Origin of the sequence: Parabacteroides caeci, from assembly GCF_023656795.1 — a bacterium.
In the GTDB taxonomy this organism is placed as follows: Bacteria; Bacteroidota; Bacteroidia; order Bacteroidales; family Tannerellaceae; genus Parabacteroides; species Parabacteroides segnis.
On sequence record NZ_JAMOKT010000024.1, the window covers coordinates 14387 to 31761 of the forward strand.

The following is a 17375-nucleotide window of genomic DNA, read 5'->3' on the forward strand; positions in this document are numbered from 1 at the left end:
TTTATAGGGCTAAAACCGGTTCTGTTTTTGTGTAATTGGTTTTAAACCTGTATCTTGCGCGCCTTTTAAAATATTTGTTAATGAGTAAAAGTGTGTTATGAAGAAGAATTTGTTTAGCTGTTTATTGCTACTATTTTGTGCCTCCGGAGTATTTGTTTCTTGTGGGGACGATGATGAGAAAACGACTGTTGGATATTCGGGTAAGGATATAAGCGGAGACGTGGAGCTTGTTCGTGATCAGGAAACGAAAAAGGCTGTGTTGAAAGTTTCTTCCGATAAAGCCTGGGAATTGTATTCCGGTTCTACGGCCGAAGATATCGATCAGAATACACCTGTGATGAGTGAAGATGGAAAAGGTTCTTTCGATATAAGTGTTGATGCCGGAAAAAGATCCGTATTCTTGTTTAAGACGGCTGAAGGTCAGGCTTTATTAGCAGAAAGATTGTTGCCGGTCACTGCGTATAACTTCAGAGATTTGGGGGGAATAAAAAATAAAGAGGGGAAATTTGTTCGTTGGGGAAAATTATTCCGTACGGACGAAATGAATAAGATGACTGATGCCGACCTGACTTATCTGGCAAGTACGGGACTGAAAACCGTTGTCGATTTTCGTACTGCAACAGAAAAAGAAGGTGGATTTGGTGGTATGATGCCGGCTGCTCCGGATAAATTGCCTTCTACTGTAAAGAATCCTTATAATTTAGAGATCAATGCCGGTAATATATTTTCTGATGAAATTATCGGAAGTATATCTAAGGGGCTTAGTGAGGAAGAAACTGCACAGATCATGATTGACGGGTATATCGAAATGATCAGTTATGATGATTATGTGGCCAAATACAAAGAGTTCTTTAAATATCTTCAGGATGAAAATTCTTTACCGTTAAGTTATCATTGTTCAGCTGGTAAAGATCGTACCGGGGTTGCGACCATGCTTATCCTGTCGGCTCTCGATGTTGATAAGGCGACGATTATGAAGGATTATTTGCTTAGTAAAGAATATATTAAGGGTAAATATGATTCGTATTTGAAATATTATCCTCAGATCGCCCCGTTAGTAACTGTCGATGAAAAATATCTGAATGCCGCCTATGATAAGATAGACGAAAAGTATGGCTCCATGACTAAGTTCCTGACAGAAACGTTAGGAGTCGATATCCAGAAGATGAAACAGTTATACTTGTATTGATTACTTGTAAACCCCGATTATTCCATCTGCTGTAATTGTTTCGGCACTTACCTTGAACTTTCGGCATCTGCTGTTATTGTAGAACCGGATACTGGCTTTGCCTTTTTCATCCGGAGTAACGGATGGATTCCAGTATAAAGTGCGACGGTAATCCGGTTCGGGAGGAAGCACTGAATAATCGGGACTATAAAATTCCTTGACCTGGCTGTAACCTTCCAGCCAGGTTTTTCGTACCCCTTTACCGGCATCTGTCGGAATTTTATCTTCCGGGTATGTTTCAACAAAAACGACACAACCATATATCTTATCTATTTCCAGCGGAGATATTCTTGGGTCTGCATATTTACACATAGTGGAGATATCCTCGTTGATGTAGATAGACTTGATGGCTTCGAGCCGGATCAGTTTGTATTTGTTGTAATCCATTTCAGTAGCCATCGTCGGTTCATAGTTGATTACAAAAAGAGGCATTCTGCCTTTATATTGCAGATATTCATCCTGTCTGGAGAAGGCTTTTCTGAAATTATTATTCATATTTATCATCAGTTCATGGATATCTTTTCCGATGTATTTGCCCTGGTCCGTTATATCATCCCATTCTGACTGAACGTCGTAATAGGCGATAGATTTCGATCGGTTGTTGTAGATATCCTTTTCACGTGATCTCTTTTTGGCGGTTACGGTTACTTCATCCAGGCGGAGGATTTTTTCTTTGTTTCCCGCTTTGGCCAATGAATCTTCGTAAGAAGTCAGCAGGGCGTTGATATCTTCTTCCGGTTCCTGAATATCGGGAACTTCTTCCGGTTCAGTTTTTTCTTCTTTATCTTCTTCCGCTCTATCGGCGATACTCACTTGCATCTCGGCATAGCGGTATCTTTTAGGTTCCGGAGTGAAAAGCCTGTCCAGTATGATCCGGTGGTCTTTCTTTTTCCCTTTTTCGCTTACAGCCAGTATCATATTCCATTTCCCGGTAATATCTGTACGGAAAGCGAAACGTCCCAAGCTGTCTGTAACAAATACATCGAACGCATTGCCGGGCTTTTCCTCTTCGCCCCTTTTGAGCAGGAAGGAAGAGACGGTGACATTCGGTTTGGGTATTTTTCTGACAAATGAAACAACCTGACCGTGCATTTCGATACCTTGTTCCGGTCTGTATTTCAAGTCGAATGGTTCTATACCGGCCATCTGCTTCCAGGAATAACGGTGCCAGCCTTGCACCATCATAAGAAGGTCGAGAGCTGAGCGATGGGTAGAGTCGTCTGCTTCGAAATAGTAAGACGGGTTACGGACGTACCCTTTGATTTCGGACATCAGCAGTAGATCGGTCAGGATAGTATGATTCCATTCAATTTCGTTCATGCCGTCTCTCACCGATAAGGAGAATGGCGTTTGTACGGGATTGGCTTCCCGGTCGGTTAGGGTAAATTCCATATCGACTGCTTCGTAAGGCTCGTATGTCTCTTTCGAGGTTTTTGACTGAATATTTAATTGGTTGTCTTTGTAGTTGAATAGGAGGCGGTCGCAAAGTATTTCTCCATCGGAATTGAATAATATGGCTTGTGCAACACCTGGCGGGAAATTTGTTTTATCTACTTTGAACCGGATTGTTTCATTATGGATGACATTAATAAGGCTGTAGCCATGTAGCTGTCCTCTGCTGATAAAAACCAGGCCCAGTTTCTCGGCGGGAGTATATTTATTTTTCTGTAAGGAGATTTCGATACTGTCTGGATAAGACAGGTTGTCGACATGGAAAGTGAATCCTTGTGGCAATGGTTTGGGCATATCAAACTGGTATTGTTTGCCGTTGTAGTCGACTATTGCTTTTCGTTTGTTTTCGTCAGGTGTATAGTCGAAGAAGCCTCGTCCGTCGTGTACTGTTGAAAAGGTGGAGATATCTTCTTTGTCTTCATTGATGATCTTTCCGGAGGCTTCCAGCGGGTTACCGAATGCATCGGTTATTTCGAATGCAATCCGTGAGGTGATACCGTGGATCAGGTTTCCTCCTTCCGGATAGAGTTTCAAGGTTACTTTCTTGTCCTTTTGAGGCTTTTCCCGTTTATTAGGGTATTTGCCGTATCCGTATTTCAGCATGTTTTTCTCTTCGAAGTTTCCTTCTTCTTTGGGTTTGTTAAATACGGGCAGTAACCGGGAGAAGATAACGTCTTCACCGAAGTTCAACATATATTTCGTATAGGCACGGACTTCATAGAATCCGGAATAGAAGGGAAGCTGGCCTAGCGTGAAATCGCCATGGCACCGGCCGTTTTCTATTTTCAAGACACGCTTGTCCACTATTTCTCCTCCGGGATTGAGTAGTTCGACATACAGGGTTTTGCTTAGTTCGGCTGCCTGGTGCAATTCGGAGGTTACGACGTAGCATGTAAACCAAATGTTATCGCCTTGATAGTAACTGGTGTTGTCAAAATGCAGGTAGACTTTTTCGTGGGGAATATATTGAGAAAACTGATCGGTCGCACGGATAAACTGGGCTAGTTTATTGAGCACACTGTCCGGTTCCTGCCCCGATGCTTTAAGGCAAAATAGTAAGAGATAAATATAACAGATAACTCTGCGATGTGTTTCCATGCGACTTCGTACTTCCCTTATGTGGAAGAATATACGAAGTTACAGATAAATAAAAATGTTGCAAAGGGATACATGCTTTTTTTAGAAAGGGTACATGCTTTTTCGGAATAGCATGTACCCTTTTTCCTAAATCTTCCTTATTCTTCCGCATCGATTACAGGAGCGTCGAGATTTGTTATTTTCTCTTCTATATCGAATGTTTTTCCGTCTGCATCTGTGTAACTGTATCTTAGGTAGAAACTTTGCCTTGTTTTGTCGTAAGTACTTTTACCCAGATCAGTTATTTGGGCATCCAGCCAGGGTTTTATGGTAACAGATGTGCTATCTGCGCCGATAGTGAGAAGCATAAAATTTGTTTTTATGTATCTGGCTTCTCCGGACAATGAATGGATAGGCATCCGTACAGAATTGGAAGACATGGCTTTCAGGGTTGGCTGTACCGAACGGATTGTTTTAGGTAACTCAATAGAACTACCCGCATAATTTCCAGAGAATCCGTTGACCATTTTAACTTCGTAAACCATTGTTTTCAATTCCTCGTTCACATCATAGCCTTCGCTGTTTGAGACGATCGTGAGAGGTAGGGCATACGAGATGTCGGGATCAAGCCCTTGTGGCTTTAGGGGTATATGAAGTACTCCGTATTGAGCGTTTGCCGGAATGGTTACCGATAAATCCGTCGATGTGTAATTTGCTTCCGGTAACAATTTTTTGTCGATATATAAAGGATTCCCCAATGCACTTTTTTTATTGAGCGAGTCGAGTGCATTCGGGTTGATTGCCAGTTGAACCGTCAGGTCGGACTTGATAGGTTCGGAGGAGGCACAATAAACTGAAAATGACATGGAGTTGTTTTCACTTCCGTAAGCATGTTCACCCACGTAGAGCATATCACGGCTGTTTACGATATAGAGTGTTTTTTTATATTGTTCACCAAAATCAGCCGGTTCGCTCGAACAACTCCAAAATATGAAGGCTGACAGGGAAAATAATATGAGCTTTAATTTATCTGGTTTCATAATAAACTGTATTAATGTATTTGTCTAAAAACATATTATTAAAATCCGGGCATCTGGTCGAGATTTGGATTTTTATCCACTTCACTTTTAGGTATGGGGAAGAAAGTCTGTCTGCGGGTAAAGACCTTGTAGATCCAGTCTCTTTCTTTAACCTGGATAATGTTGTAAAATTTATCCTTTTCTGCTTCTGTTGCGCTTACATCACATCCCATAATCGGTGCGTTCTCGTAGATAATTGCTTTTTTAGTACGTCGCAGGTCATGATATCTGCGTCCTTCCCAGGCAAATTCGATCTGACGTTCCCGTGCAATCAACTCCCTCATTCTTTCCACATTGGCAACATCGGCGTCGGTGATGCCCGGTAATCCGGCCCGGTAACGGATCAGGTTGAAACAACGTTTCATTTCGCTAGTGTTGCGTGTCACTGTAACGTCGTTGATGGTGTATGCCTGATCCAGTTCATTCATCGCCTCTACATAATTTAAATATACTTCGGCCATACGGTAGGCCGGACAATATTTGGTTTTCTGCCTTCCGCCGCTGATCCATGAATCTTCGTAATGAATGAATTTCCGGCAGAGATATCCGGTCATCGGATATTCTTCGGCTTCACCTTGGGGACGGTTTAGGGCATAGTCCCGTCCACTTTTTGAGTCGCTGAAATATTTGGCCACTTTGCCGTCCTGCTGGTCTACTTTGTCGGGAGGTGTTGAGGTGGAGGGGAAGTAGGAGTTATTGAAGGCAATCGTTGCATAAAAGCGCATTTCACGATTCGCGTACCATTTATGAGTTCCGCTCAGTAGCGTAAAACCATTACTGTTTTTCTCTCCGGAAAATACCAGATCCGTATTTGTGTAACCTTCCTCATAAGGATAGGCTTCACTTGCATTATTGATGGTACGTCCGTCGGCCATGTAGTAAGCATCGACCAGTGATTGCGGTACGAAGAATACATTCCAGGCATTCAGTACACCCGGGGCGGCATATTTATTCATCTCGTTGATTCCCGTACTTTGGCGGCTAAAGAGTATTTCCCGGTTAGATGATGCTAATACACATTCGCCATTGAACATATCTATATAAGAATGGTAAGGATCGATACCTCCTACGCCATCCGGGAAATTACCTTGTTCGGCTGCCGGTACAGGGAAAGTCGGAGTATTCTCCATTTTGGGAACAGTATAGAGATCGTTGGGTTTGATGTCAACCAATCGTTTAGCATTGGCAGCAGCGATAGCCCATTTTTTTATGTCTTTTACCGGATTGAGATAAGGTATCCCCTCGTTGTTTATAAAATCGCTGAATTCTGAATTTTCACCGTTATAGAGTGGGCTGGCCGTATAAAGCGTCAGGCGTGACAGTACTGCCAGTGCAGAATTCTTTACTGCCTGGCCGATTTCCGAATTATCCCTGACCTGCGTGGGTAATAGTTTGATTGCTTCTTCCAGCAAGGCTGATACATAATCGCTGCATTCATCCCATGTGTTGCGTTCGACCATCATCTGGTCGATAGGAGTGTCGAAGTCGACAGGCGTATCAGGAACAATGGGGACGGGACCATAGGCCAGCATCAGTTCAAAATAGATCATCGCTTTAACGAATGTCGCCTGTCCGATCCATTCCGATCGTTGTAAAGCGCTTACTTCCTGACATTCATTTACTCTTTGAATAAAAGTATTGGCTTTGCGGATCCCTTCATAAAAATAATTCCAATAGTCGAAGTGGTCCAGATCTTCCGCTTTCATTTCATTGTTACAGAAATAATTGTAGTTGTGCTTGTTTCTCTTGTAGCCTGCTACACCTTCATCGCTGATAAGTACCCAAGGTTGCGCATTGTCTGTCCATGCACTTGGCGAACCGTAGTCGATCAGATAACTATATACGTTATTCAGATATTTCTGTGTATATTCTTTTTTTGCAAACACAGTGTCAAGGGTGAACAGATCGGCTACATACGGATCTATATCCAAAAAGTTACACGATTGGAAGGTAATTCCTGCACTGTTGAGGATAACGAATAAGAAGGCAAATAGACTTGTTTTTATTTTTTTGCTTGTCATGATTCGATGAATTAAAATGAGACTTGTAAGACCATTGAATAAGAACGTGTAATAGGATAAACAGCACCATTGTCGCTTGCTTGTTCGGGATCCCATAATTTTACTTTATCCCAGACACATAAATTATCTCCGAGCACAGATATACGTAAATTGCTCATGTTTATTTTCGACAATATTTTTTTAGGGATCGTATATCCTATTTCAAGAGTTTTTAAACGGAGATACCCTGCATCGGCAAGCCAGAAAGAAGAGGGCCGATTGTTGTTTACATTTTCTCCGTAGGTAAGACGGGGAAAACGGGCGTTAGGGTTCTCCGTCGACGGGTCTCCTGAGTAAGAAGCCGGTGTCCAGCGATTTTTCTGATCGTTCACGATGGAAAGAACGTTGCCGGTCACACCTCCGGCAAACGGGTAATATCCGTTTCCTCCCATGAAATAATCAACCTGTGCTGCTCCTCTGAAAAATACACTGATGTCGAAACCTTTCCATTTGGCACTGGTCGCGAATCCGTACTGAACTTTTGGTATGTTGGAATTACCGATAGGAGCAATATCATAATCGTCGATCCGCCCATCTCCGTTTATGTCTTGATATTTTATGTCTCCTGGAAGAACTTTGCCGAATTGGGTAGGACTGTTTTTAACATCCTCTTCATCTTTGAAGAGTCCCAGAGCGATTAAACCACGGGTTACGCCATAACTGGTTCCTTTTTTAGCTAGATAAGGGTAGCGGGGAGGTACCTCGTCGTAATCGATGATCTTATCTCTTGTCAGTGTGAAGTTTCCGCGCAATTCAACGTCTACATTACCAAAACGATGGGTATAAGAGGCTGTACCGTCTGCTCCCCAGCTTTTCATCTTGCCCACGTTTCCCCAGGGTTTTGTTCCTACGCCGATGGTTCCAGGCAGTGTGGCACGTTCCATGAAGATATTATTTCGTTTGTCGATAAAAGCATCTACCGTGATGTCTAGCGCTTCCCAAAGGGTAAGGTCGATACCGAAATTCTGTTTGATCGCTTTTTCCCAAACAAGGCCGGTGGAACCCAATACGGCATCGGTCACTCCACCTCCCGAATTTTGGTACTGGTCGCCGAAGACATATCCGGGTGCACTCATATTTACGGTTGTAAGATAAGGAAAACGGACATCGTTACTGATCTGGTCGTTTCCTACCAAACCGTATGAATAGCGGAGTTTTAGGGTCGTGATGAACGGTAATTTCTTTTTCACCAGCGGATAGTTGGAAATAACATACCCTAAAGCGGCTGAGGGGAAAAATCCGAAGCGTTCTCCTTTCGGGAAATTTTCGGAACCATTATATCCGAAGTTACCTTCTACAAAGTAGATATCATTATAAGAATAAGTAAGGCGTCCGGCTATCCCTTGATTACGATGCGGGATAGATGCCAGTTCACCGTCTGCATCCGTGCGTTGGTAGTCCTTTTGATTGTAGAGGAACAGTCCTCCGATACGGTGCTTTTCGGCAAATAACCGGTTGTATTCTACTTTACCTTCGACATAAATCGTACGGATACCGTACGAAGTACTTTTGAAAGTCATTGGCTCGGCAACAACAGTTTTAAGCGTCATCAGTTCCCCGGTATTCCAGTTGCGGTCGGTAGCTCTATATAAGTCCGGCATTTTAGTACGACTGGTAAGATGATTGTTGTAGTTGTCGAACGATAGAGATGCTGTTGCTTTTAAGCCCTTCGTGATGAAATCGAGTGATTGCTCTATTTTTAGTAAAGATTCAATTGAATTATCGCGGTCGGTAAGGAAGCCTGTTTCGTTTAATAATACGGAAGGGGAGGTTTGATCTCCTTTCCCGTAAGCGGGAAGCTGTCCGTTTGAATAGCGTACCGGAACGGTTAATGGGGTCAAAGAGGCTTGTGCACCCCATATTTGTGAGGTTGTACCCATGCCCGGACGGTTCATATCAACCAATTTGGCGGATAAGAGTAAACTAATCAGTGTACTTTTGGTCAGATCGACATCGATGTTACTTCTGAAAGTATATTGATTACGTCTTACATTCGAGTGATAACGTTCCATGCCGGTTTGTTTGTAAATGGCATCGTTGGTCCGGTAAAAGGCACTCATGTAATAACGGGCCAGTTTGCTACCGCCGGAAATATTGATATTGCCCTGTACACCCAGTGTCCGTTTTTTCAATATCTCGTCCTGCCAGCTAACATCCGGATAGAGGTCCGGATCCATGTTGTATTTTATGATATCAAAAATCTCGGGAGAATAAACCGATTTATCGCCTCTCACTACTTTGGCTTCATTGGCCAGTCTGGCATAGTCGTAAGCTCTGAGATAGTTGGGAAGTCTGGGTAGTGTTTCTATCATCGTTTTAACACTGCCGTTGATCGAAACTTTTCCTTCAATACCGCGTTTGGTATTGATCAGTACCACACCATTCGCACCTTTGGCACCATATACGGCAGTCGCTGTTGCATCTTTCAGAACGGAAAAACTCTCGATATCTTCGGGAGCCAGTTCATTCAGGCTGGAACTTCCGCGGTCTATCCCGTCTATCAGTATTAAGGCACTGCTATTGGCTCCGAATGTACTGATACCCCGGATCCAAAATTCGGATACATCGCTGCCCGGTTCGCCGCTCTGCTGAACGCCGATCAGCCCCGCTACACGTCCGGCTAGCGCATTACTGACTGAAGTTACACCGCCCACATTCAATGTCGTCGGTTTAATACTTGTAATGGCTCCGACTACGCTGACTTTTCGTTGTGTGCTATATCCTACGATACTGACTTCTTCCAGTTGCTGTGCATCGGCATCCAGTACCACATTGATTGTTTGTTCCTTGGCCGTGCCGATTTTGATCTCTTGTGTTTTGAATCCGATATAAGAAAAAACGAGCGTTGTGCCAGGTTTTACCTGAATGGTATATTTGCCGTCTATATCTGTAACGGTTCCATGCGACTGGTCGTTTCGCGGATATATGTTTACACCGATTTGGGTCTCATTATTAGAGTCGGTGACTACTCCCTGAATATTAATTGTTTTTTGCGCTGAGGCAAAAGCCGGCAGCATCGTCAAAAACAAGACGATCAATGCTATATATTTTTTCATTTTTATGTACTTTATATCTATGGTTATTGAATAGCTATACAACGGATCAAATAATTGTAGGTGTCGGCCACATATAGGATACCGTCGGGGGTAGCTGCTACATCATAAGGTTTATTGAAAAGTGCTTCCTGGGGTTTACCGTCTTTATATCCGGATTCTCCCGGAACTCCGGCGAAGATGGTTGCATTGAACTCCTCATCTACTTTCCAGATTACATGGTTGGTGTAGTCTGCCAGATAGACGTTTCCTTCCTGGTCGGCGGCCATTCCTTCGATCTCTCCGAGTTGTGCGGCTTTTCCGTTTCCTTCTTTAGCTGCACCTTTACCTGTTCCAACGATATGTTCTATCTCGTTTTGTGTAATCCATGGAGTAGAATGTCCGGCAGGAGTGTGATAAGGATTCAGGCGATAGAGGCGTCCCCAGGCTTCGGAAGTGATATAGAGATATCCGTTTTTCTTATTATAGGCGATGTGTGCCCATGAATCCATATTCAGATTCTCTCCGATCAGTTCTACCTTTTTTGTTGCAATGTTTACACGGATCAGGCGTTTACCTGAAGAGGATAACAGGAAAACATAGTCATTGTCGGCAGCCAGCCCAAAATAGTCCATGGCTCCGGCGATGTAGTCACCTTTGTCGTTTTTTTGATCATAATAAGCTTCAGCTTCCTGCCAGTTGCTCGATTTATACAATCCGTAGAAAAGAAGCGGGCGCATGGATGTACGTCTTTCCAGTACATAATAATTTGTAAAGTCCAGATTGAATGAACATTGCCAGGGCTCATGCATCCCAGAAAGTACAGTGCTGAGTTTGTTGTCCTGGATGGAAAGCATCCTAACCATTTTGCCTCCATCGTCAGCAATCAATACAGTCCCTTCATCATCGACAGCCAGCATGACGGGACGTCCGAATGAACCTTCCAAAGCTGGGCCGTCTTTAGCCGTTTTCACGTCTAATTGTCCGGCTACAGTAGTAACCGTGGCTTTAATGTTGTATTTAAATAATTTATCTTTAAGCGTTTCTTCCCTGTATTTGGGTGATCCGTCTGAATTTACTCCATCTTCTACTGCTACTTTGATGGTAGAACGTTCTCCAGGTTGTTTGGGGACCATGGCATAGATAGCGTTGTTTTGTACTTTAAGGATCAAGGCTTCTTTTTGATTGAAAAACAATTTTACTTTGGATATATCGTTTCCGAAGTTGGAGCCACTCACCACTACACGAGTTCCTATTCCTCCTTTTTCGGGACCTATGCTTGATACAACCAACGGTTTATCAGGGGAATACGGATTATCTTCAGAAGAACTGTTGTCATCATTACAAGCTGTAAGTCCTCCTATGAAAAGAAATGCGGTAAATAGATAGAATAAGGTTACATTAATTTTTGAGGTTTTCATTGTCTAATGTACTATGTTTAATACTAGGTGCAAAGTATCGTTAGTACAATCAGTAATTATTCATTTGCAACTGAATAATGATGATTGTATGTAAGCAGGCTTTTGCATGGTATAGCAAAAGAGGATCATATTAGATCTAATTTAACAAATAAAGATTACACATTCTCTTGGAGTATGTAATTGAATAATGCGACTAAGGGTATTTCAGGTCATGTTATAATGTTATTTGTGAAAGACTGTAGTCTTTCTGGTTTGTAATTAGTATACGTTAACTTTAATGCTGTAGTCTTCGTAGAACTATGGCATTAGGCGAAGAATTGGGGGGCATAAATGGCAATTTATTTCATTTATTTATGATAAATCGAAATATTGTCCATCATTGTAGTTGTATTGTCCATTTTTATGCCTTTAAAAAGCTTGTTATTTTGTATTATTAATTAAATAATATAAGAAATAGTGCCATAGTTCTACGAAGACTATGGTGTTGTTATCAATAAGAATTATGCTGTATCAAATTAATTTGTCTCAGTTTTTACTTAATTTGAATTGGGTATGAAGAATGATCTGTTCCTTTAAATTTTATTTTGTTGTTTATATAATCCTTGTTATTTAATCGTTTATTCGTAAAATGTATGGTGTGTTGTTTGTATTGTCACTTTTAACTACATACTAAAAGAGAGCCTCAATGCTGTCGTTTCCTATATTTGCTTTCATTTTCTAAGCTATTTGGTTAAAATTAATTAATACACAAAGGCGTTTTACTTATTTGTCTGTAATCTTGTTACATTTGTGCGTGACATACCTTTAATCTATATATCTGCGAAATTTGAGAAGTGCAGAATGATAGGGCCGGCTCCTGTTATTTGTGATTGAAATCAATAATATTCACTAGTAAATTAAACTAAGCCTATAAAAAAACGATCATGTTTGATGGGGACTCATAGAAACCATATGAGGATTGTAATTTCGTATATTTCTCATTAATACTCTAACATCATGAAAACAACAATTTCATTTTTTACATTTTTGTGTATGGTTCTAGGAATGCTTTCTAGTTGCAATAATGAAAGTGATTTATCCGACTGTGAAAGTAATGGGACAGAGGTTGCCTTGTGGGGACAACAATTGGATTCAATCAAGAGTTCTTCTCCAAAGACTATAAGCAAAAGCCTTTTTATAAATGAAAGCAGGTTAACTTTAGTGGATTACAGAATACTTGGCGAAATATCTACAGAAGATGATCTTCTGCGATTGAGAGAGAATCTTTTAGTTGACGATAGCTATTTTCCATTCTATGATGTTACCAATAATAAGATCGAGATAAAAATGTTGAAAGAAATAACTTCTCAAAAAATAGAAGGGATAACTTATTCTCCGGAAGAATTGGAAGCATTTTTGGAAAAGATTCTTGTTTTAGGTATGATAAAAGTTGAATTGGAGTGGATGTGTGATTCACAAATATATAAAACAATTTGTGTTGTTTCTGACAAAAGCGGAATTGTTTATGATAACATTATCACAAATATCTTGTGCTTAGATGAGAAAGAGGATATGGATCTTCAACGGGAGCTACAGGGATGAGTGAATTATCTTCAGCTCATATACCCCGTCCTACCCCTGAAGAGGAAGATGACAGACCAAAGCCTGAACCTCACTAATATTAACAATTAATACTTCAAATATCATGAAAACAAAAGCGATTATTGTCAGTTTCTTTTTCTGCTTGTTCATGGGGGTATCCCTTTTGTGTGGAGCTACGACCCATCTCTCCGGTGACCAACCAGGCGATTCCGTTTTATGGAAACAACAACTGGATACGATAAAGAAAAATACGGCTGAACTTCATCTCGGATATGTCCTTACAGACTATAAATACATCGGCAAGATCTCTACGGAAGAGGATCTGGAGAGAGTAAAGCTTGCAATACTTGATGGTACAGGCTATCCTTTTGTAGAAAATGGAAAAACGATATTGATAAGCTTGAAAGAGTTCTCTTCTATCGACAAGGAAGAGGCAGAAAATATGAGGAAAAAAGTAAAGACGTATTTGGATCAGATGTTGCGGTTGCGCCTTGGACTGGAAGAAGTGGTATTGGAATGGACATGCGATGGCACTATTTATAAGACCGTCTGTGTAGCTTCCGACACACTTGGAATCCTCTACGAGAATGTTTTTATCAATGCCTTAGGGCCTGGTACAACAAAGACTACTGTGCGTTATTCAGAATTCTAATACAAATTAGAACAACTGTTTCCGGGATCAAAAACAATTGTATCTGAAACTAAATACTTAAGTATTTGAAATCAAATACAATTGTTTTTTAGAATTAATACTATATAGCTGAAATCAGTTTGTATGTCCGGGTTGCTCTCTATGTCATTTCAGACTACTGCTTTCAGCTTTCAGTTGTTCGGGATGGCCTGTTTTTTCAATGTTCCCGGCTGAAGGGGTAAAACTGTAAAAAAGTGTATACGGTAATTCAAGGTAAAATAACTTCCGATAAAACATATGACCTTTAACATTTCGAACCACCTATGTTTCACGAGCAGGATAACTACCTGCAGGCAAACGGATAACTATTGATTGGTAAACGGATAACTATCTGTCGGAATCTAAGTCCGGTTATATCACCTTTCAGTCAGACCCTTTATCTTTCAATAGGAGATTGCGACTGACGCCTGAAAGGTGAGCTTTGAAAATTGCATTGTTATAGACCGGATTTTCTGCATGCTATCAATGAGGTAGGATATCTTTCAGATTTCTGATTGCTTTAGACTTGTTCGATAACAGATCGTAGTTATTATGTCCTCCTGAATACAGAATACATTTTATTCCCAATGCCTTTGCCACTTCCGCATCGTGTAATGTGTCTCCTATAATGAGTGCTTTTTCCGGATACAGAGAGTTTTCTTTTATCAGTCTTTGGCCGATCCCGATTTTTCCGGTAGCGCAGATATTATCTGAACCGTATATTCCTTTGAATTTATCCGTCAGGTGGAAACGGTCAAGCATGCGCAATAGATCGTCTGTCCCGGCAGCAGATAGAATATATTGGCTGATGCCTTTTGCATTGATCGCATCCAGGATAAAAGGGACATCAGCATGCAGCTTTATATCTTTCTCGTAGTTTTTATAACGTTCCATATATTCTGCGGATATCTCTTCGATTGACTCTTTTTCGAAGTCGATACCTATCCGGATATGGAACTGTTTGACGGGGAAGCAAAATATCTCTTTATAGGTATTTATATCCAGCAGGGGTAAATTCCTTTTTGAAAGCATTTCGTTGATAACCTTGACGTTTACTTCTACATCGTCTAATAACGTTCCGTTCCAATCCCAGATTAAAGTTTCTGTTTCTGATAAAATCATTTTTTTAGTTTAAGTGTTTTTACTCGTCTTCTTTGGAGAAAGATAGTAGACAAAGATAGGCAGATTTCTTATATAATCTGGCTGTGTCGGTCGTGTTGTGGTACATTATTTTTATATTTGCGCCCGTCTCTTAATTCTGTGAATGTATGAAATATCTGTTGATTGTTCTTATTTTATTGGCTAATATGGCCGTTCAGGCCCAAACGAAAGAAACCTGTCGGGTTGCCTTGGTACAGGCACATCTTGCATGGGGAGATGTTGATGCAAACCTTGAAGCTTTTCAGAAGCGGGTAGAGAAATGCCAGGGATGTGATATGATTGTGTTCCCCGAGTTGTTTGTTTCCGGATGTGAAATGAAAAAGAAGGATAAAAAAATAGCTGTGCAGACGAAAGATGAAATAGCGGGTTATTATCCGGTTGTCATTGAGAAAATGAAGGAATGGGCGGCTAGTAGCGGAGCCTTGATAATCGGCTCTACAATATATAAAGAAGAAGGGAAATTTTATAATCGCTTACTTGCTGTCTTTCCTGATGGGCATTATGAATATTATGACAAACATAACTGTTTTAAGAAAGGAAGTTTTTCTCCCGGAGAAAAGCAGTTGGTTCTGAACTGGAAAGGACACCGTTTGGCTACTTATATCTGTTACGATCTCCGTTTCCCGGATTGGAGTCGGAATGAAGGTCGTTATGATACAGCTATTTATATAGCCAACTGGCCGGAGTCCCGGCGTGATGATTGGAATCGTCTTCTTCGTGAAAGGGCTATAGAGAATCAGGCCAATGTTATCGCAGTCAATTGTGCCGGGACTGATCTGGGAGGTATCATCTATGCAGGCGATTCTTACCTCTTGTCTCCCGAAGGGAAGATTGTCGGGGAATGTGAAGCCTACAAAGATGACATACTGGTTGTAGAGTTGTGATTCATTGTTGGTTGATATCGGATATCTCGTAAGTCTTAAGATAATAATCAGAGTTAAATATTTTCAAGAGTTTATATTATGCTTGTTTAGTTGTATCTAATTAGTTACATTTGCGAGATGAAAGCAACAGGTAAAAAAGATAACGATATACGTGAATTATATTTCTCGGATGAGTTTGTAGAGTTCTATGATATGTTGCAGGATAAAGTGAAGGCTAAGTTTGAGCATACGATGGATGTTATCAGAACTGAATATGTACTGAGTTCGAAGTTTGTAAAACACTTGGAAAATACAGATTTATACGAAATGAGAGTGTCTGTTAGTACTAATGAATATAGGACTATTCTTTTTGCTGTTGATGATGATAATATCATTCTTTCAAAGAAAATACTACTTTTGAATGGATTTCTGAAGAAATCTACGAAAGACTATAATAAGCAAATAAAAATTGCAGAACGGATATTAAAAGACTTTGAGTTATGAGAAAGTTAGATGAAAATAAGTTGAGTAAACTGCATACAGCAGGTGAATTATTGGATAATAAATATGGGGAACTTGGAACCGAATCCCGTACAGCTTTTCATGAGAAATCAATCGCATGGTATTATGGTGAGATACTGCGTGATCGTCGGAAACAGCTAAAGATCACCCAACAAGAGTTGGCGGAAAAGGTTGGTACAGCAAGAAGTTATATTGCCCGCGTAGAAAAAGGGGAAACTGATATTCAGATTTCGAGCTTCTTTCGTATTGCTCGTGCTCTTGGAATAGAGTTTACCCCTACGTTCTTATGATTAACTTCGTTATTTCCGGTCAATATCTTATATCCATTTTCTCTTCTCCATTGTCAACAGCTACCGGATATGCGTTCTTATTATAAGTATATTTGTAATAAGTCGTATGGGTGTTGCCGGTTTTTCCATCTGTCACGGTTTCTTCCGTAAGTGTGTTCCGATAATTGAGGTACTGGCGGGAAGATATTCCTGATGTAAGTGAATGATAACTGAAGAACCATAATGGTAATTCCACTTGGCTCATTGAACCGGGTTGGTCACTGTATTGAAAGCTAGAGGTCGTGATAAGTGTCGAATCTTCGAGGTTGAACTTTTCGAGTTTTAACAGGTTTTTCGTAGATGGCTCGAAAGTAAAGGCATAGTAATATTTTCCATCCCATACTTTCTTATACCCTTCGCTAGTCATTTGAAATGCCCCCAGATCTGTTATTTTTGTAGGAAAGCCGTTCCCGTCCAGTTCAATTTCCTGATTATAGGAAATATCCATGCTTGGTTCTCCACTTTGTTTTACAATGATTTTATTTCCTTCCTTTTCGAAACCTGTATAGCCGTGTCCGTCAGCAATATTGGGATCTGCAGGAGGAGCGTAGGAGATACCGCGAAGTTCATTGCCTTCGTAGTTGAAAGTAGTGGTGAAACCGTCTTGGTTCATCATTTGCAGCAACCGGTTACCGGAATACGATAGGTAGGTTGTTTGATTTTCTGTTTTGAATGCACTGGGGAGACCGTCTCTCCCTGTCGAACCGAAGCCTTCGGTATTCTCATCACAGGAAAACAGACAAAAACTTACAGCAATCAGAGCTGTCGAGACAAGGGTATGGATGAATAGTTTCATAATAATTAGTTGTTTATAGTTTTATAAATATGATGCGATAGTAATTGGGATAGTTGCATCTGTTGGGAAAAATATAAGTATTTACGTGGTGAAGTGGTGAGTGT

At 40.9% G+C, this 17375-nt stretch carries 13 protein-coding genes; 6 read left to right on the forward strand and 7 right to left on the reverse strand.

The features are described 5' to 3' along the window. The first annotated feature begins 97 nt into the window (after positions 1-97). Positions 98-1189: a tyrosine-protein phosphatase gene (locus tag NBH15_RS13405; protein WP_186959556.1), complete on the forward strand. Its 1092-nt coding sequence runs from the start codon at positions 98-100 to the stop codon at positions 1187-1189. Here NBH15_RS13405 and NBH15_RS13410 read toward each other — a convergent pair whose 3' ends face one another. The 5 genes from NBH15_RS13410 to NBH15_RS13430 form a co-directional block, all read right to left on the reverse strand. After that, on the reverse strand, positions 1190-3778 hold the full coding sequence (locus NBH15_RS13410; RefSeq protein WP_250822832.1) for a hypothetical protein: 2589 nt from the start codon (positions 3776-3778) through the stop codon (positions 1190-1192). 137 nt (positions 3779-3915) lie between these two features. Next, positions 3916-4797 carry a BT_3987 domain-containing protein gene (locus NBH15_RS13415; RefSeq protein WP_250822833.1) on the reverse strand — a complete coding sequence of 294 codons (882 nt, stop codon included), beginning with the start codon at positions 4795-4797 and terminating at the stop codon, positions 3916-3918. Between the two features lie 38 nt (positions 4798-4835). Beyond that, entirely contained in the window at positions 4836-6857 is a 2022-nt protein-coding gene (locus tag NBH15_RS13420; RefSeq protein WP_250822834.1) for a RagB/SusD family nutrient uptake outer membrane protein, read from the reverse strand. Positions 6858-6868: 11 nt separating this feature from the next. Next, the gene (locus NBH15_RS13425; RefSeq protein WP_128135405.1) at positions 6869-9952 is read right to left on the reverse strand and encodes a SusC/RagA family TonB-linked outer membrane protein; all 3084 of its coding nucleotides are present in this window, start codon (positions 9950-9952) and stop codon (positions 6869-6871) included. 23 nt (positions 9953-9975) lie between these two features. Next, positions 9976-11349, reverse strand: coding sequence for an IPT/TIG domain-containing protein (locus NBH15_RS13430; protein WP_128135406.1), 1374 nt, complete (start codon positions 11347-11349; stop codon positions 9976-9978). A gap of 996 nt (positions 11350-12345) precedes the next feature. On the opposite strand from NBH15_RS13430, the gene NBH15_RS13435 reads away from it, so the two are divergent. Together NBH15_RS13435 and NBH15_RS13440 are read left to right on the forward strand one after the other, a co-directional pair. Further along, positions 12346-12930, forward strand: coding sequence for a hypothetical protein (locus NBH15_RS13435; RefSeq protein WP_128134675.1), 585 nt, complete (start codon positions 12346-12348; stop codon positions 12928-12930). Between the two features lie 103 nt (positions 12931-13033). Next, on the forward strand, positions 13034-13582 hold the full coding sequence (locus NBH15_RS13440; RefSeq protein ID WP_244050543.1) for a hypothetical protein: 549 nt from the start codon (positions 13034-13036) through the stop codon (positions 13580-13582). A 501-nt stretch (positions 13583-14083) separates the two neighbouring features. Here NBH15_RS13440 and NBH15_RS13445 read toward each other — a convergent pair. Beyond that, positions 14084-14722, reverse strand: a complete 639-nt coding sequence (locus tag NBH15_RS13445; RefSeq protein ID WP_128134676.1) for an HAD family hydrolase — start codon at positions 14720-14722, stop codon at positions 14084-14086. Between the two features lie 146 nt (positions 14723-14868). Here NBH15_RS13445 and NBH15_RS13450 point away from each other — a divergent pair, with 146 nt between their 5' ends. The 3 genes from NBH15_RS13450 to NBH15_RS13460 all read left to right on the forward strand — a co-directional run bounded on the left by NBH15_RS13450 (position 14869) and on the right by NBH15_RS13460 (position 16436). Further along, on the forward strand, positions 14869-15645 hold the full coding sequence (locus NBH15_RS13450) for a nitrilase-related carbon-nitrogen hydrolase (protein ID WP_128134677.1): 777 nt from the start codon (positions 14869-14871) through the stop codon (positions 15643-15645). A gap of 117 nt (positions 15646-15762) precedes the next feature. Continuing rightward, a complete protein-coding gene (locus NBH15_RS13455) occupies positions 15763-16128 on the forward strand; it encodes a type II toxin-antitoxin system RelE/ParE family toxin (protein WP_244050544.1) in 366 nt (121 codons plus the stop codon). After that, on the forward strand, positions 16125-16436 hold the full coding sequence (locus NBH15_RS13460; protein WP_009860187.1) for a helix-turn-helix domain-containing protein: 312 nt from the start codon (positions 16125-16127) through the stop codon (positions 16434-16436). Before NBH15_RS13455 ends, NBH15_RS13460 begins: the two co-directional genes overlap by 4 nt. A 19-nt stretch (positions 16437-16455) precedes the next feature. On the opposite strand, the gene NBH15_RS13465 is transcribed toward NBH15_RS13460, so the two are convergent. Beyond that, positions 16456-17271: a permease gene (locus tag NBH15_RS13465; RefSeq protein WP_250822835.1), complete on the reverse strand. Its 816-nt coding sequence runs from the start codon at positions 17269-17271 to the stop codon at positions 16456-16458. Positions 17272-17375: the final 104 nt, after the last annotated feature.

Coding starts and splice junctions, on each gene's coding strand:
- NBH15_RS13445 (WP_128134676.1), bottom strand. CDS start 14,722: ATGATTTTATCAGAAACAGAAACTTTAATCTGGGATTGGAACGGAACG.
- NBH15_RS13450 (WP_128134677.1), top strand. CDS start 14,869: ATGAAATATCTGTTGATTGTTCTTATTTTATTGGCTAATATGGCCGTT.
- NBH15_RS13425 (WP_128135405.1), bottom strand. CDS start 9,952: ATGAAAAAATATATAGCATTGATCGTCTTGTTTTTGACGATGCTGCCG.
- NBH15_RS13465 (WP_250822835.1), bottom strand. CDS start 17,271: ATGAAACTATTCATCCATACCCTTGTCTCGACAGCTCTGATTGCTGTA.
- NBH15_RS13440 (WP_244050543.1), top strand. CDS start 13,034: ATGAAAACAAAAGCGATTATTGTCAGTTTCTTTTTCTGCTTGTTCATG.
- NBH15_RS13460 (WP_009860187.1), top strand. CDS start 16,125: ATGAGAAAGTTAGATGAAAATAAGTTGAGTAAACTGCATACAGCAGGT.
- NBH15_RS13420 (WP_250822834.1), bottom strand. CDS start 6,857: ATGACAAGCAAAAAAATAAAAACAAGTCTATTTGCCTTCTTATTCGTT.
- NBH15_RS13415 (WP_250822833.1), bottom strand. CDS start 4,797: ATGAAACCAGATAAATTAAAGCTCATATTATTTTCCCTGTCAGCCTTC.
- NBH15_RS13435 (WP_128134675.1), top strand. CDS start 12,346: ATGAAAACAACAATTTCATTTTTTACATTTTTGTGTATGGTTCTAGGA.
- NBH15_RS13430 (WP_128135406.1), bottom strand. CDS start 11,349: ATGAAAACCTCAAAAATTAATGTAACCTTATTCTATCTATTTACCGCA.
- NBH15_RS13410 (WP_250822832.1), bottom strand. CDS start 3,778: ATGGAAACACATCGCAGAGTTATCTGTTATATTTATCTCTTACTATTT.
- NBH15_RS13455 (WP_244050544.1), top strand. CDS start 15,763: ATGAAAGCAACAGGTAAAAAAGATAACGATATACGTGAATTATATTTC.
- NBH15_RS13405 (WP_186959556.1), top strand. CDS start 98: ATGAAGAAGAATTTGTTTAGCTGTTTATTGCTACTATTTTGTGCCTCC.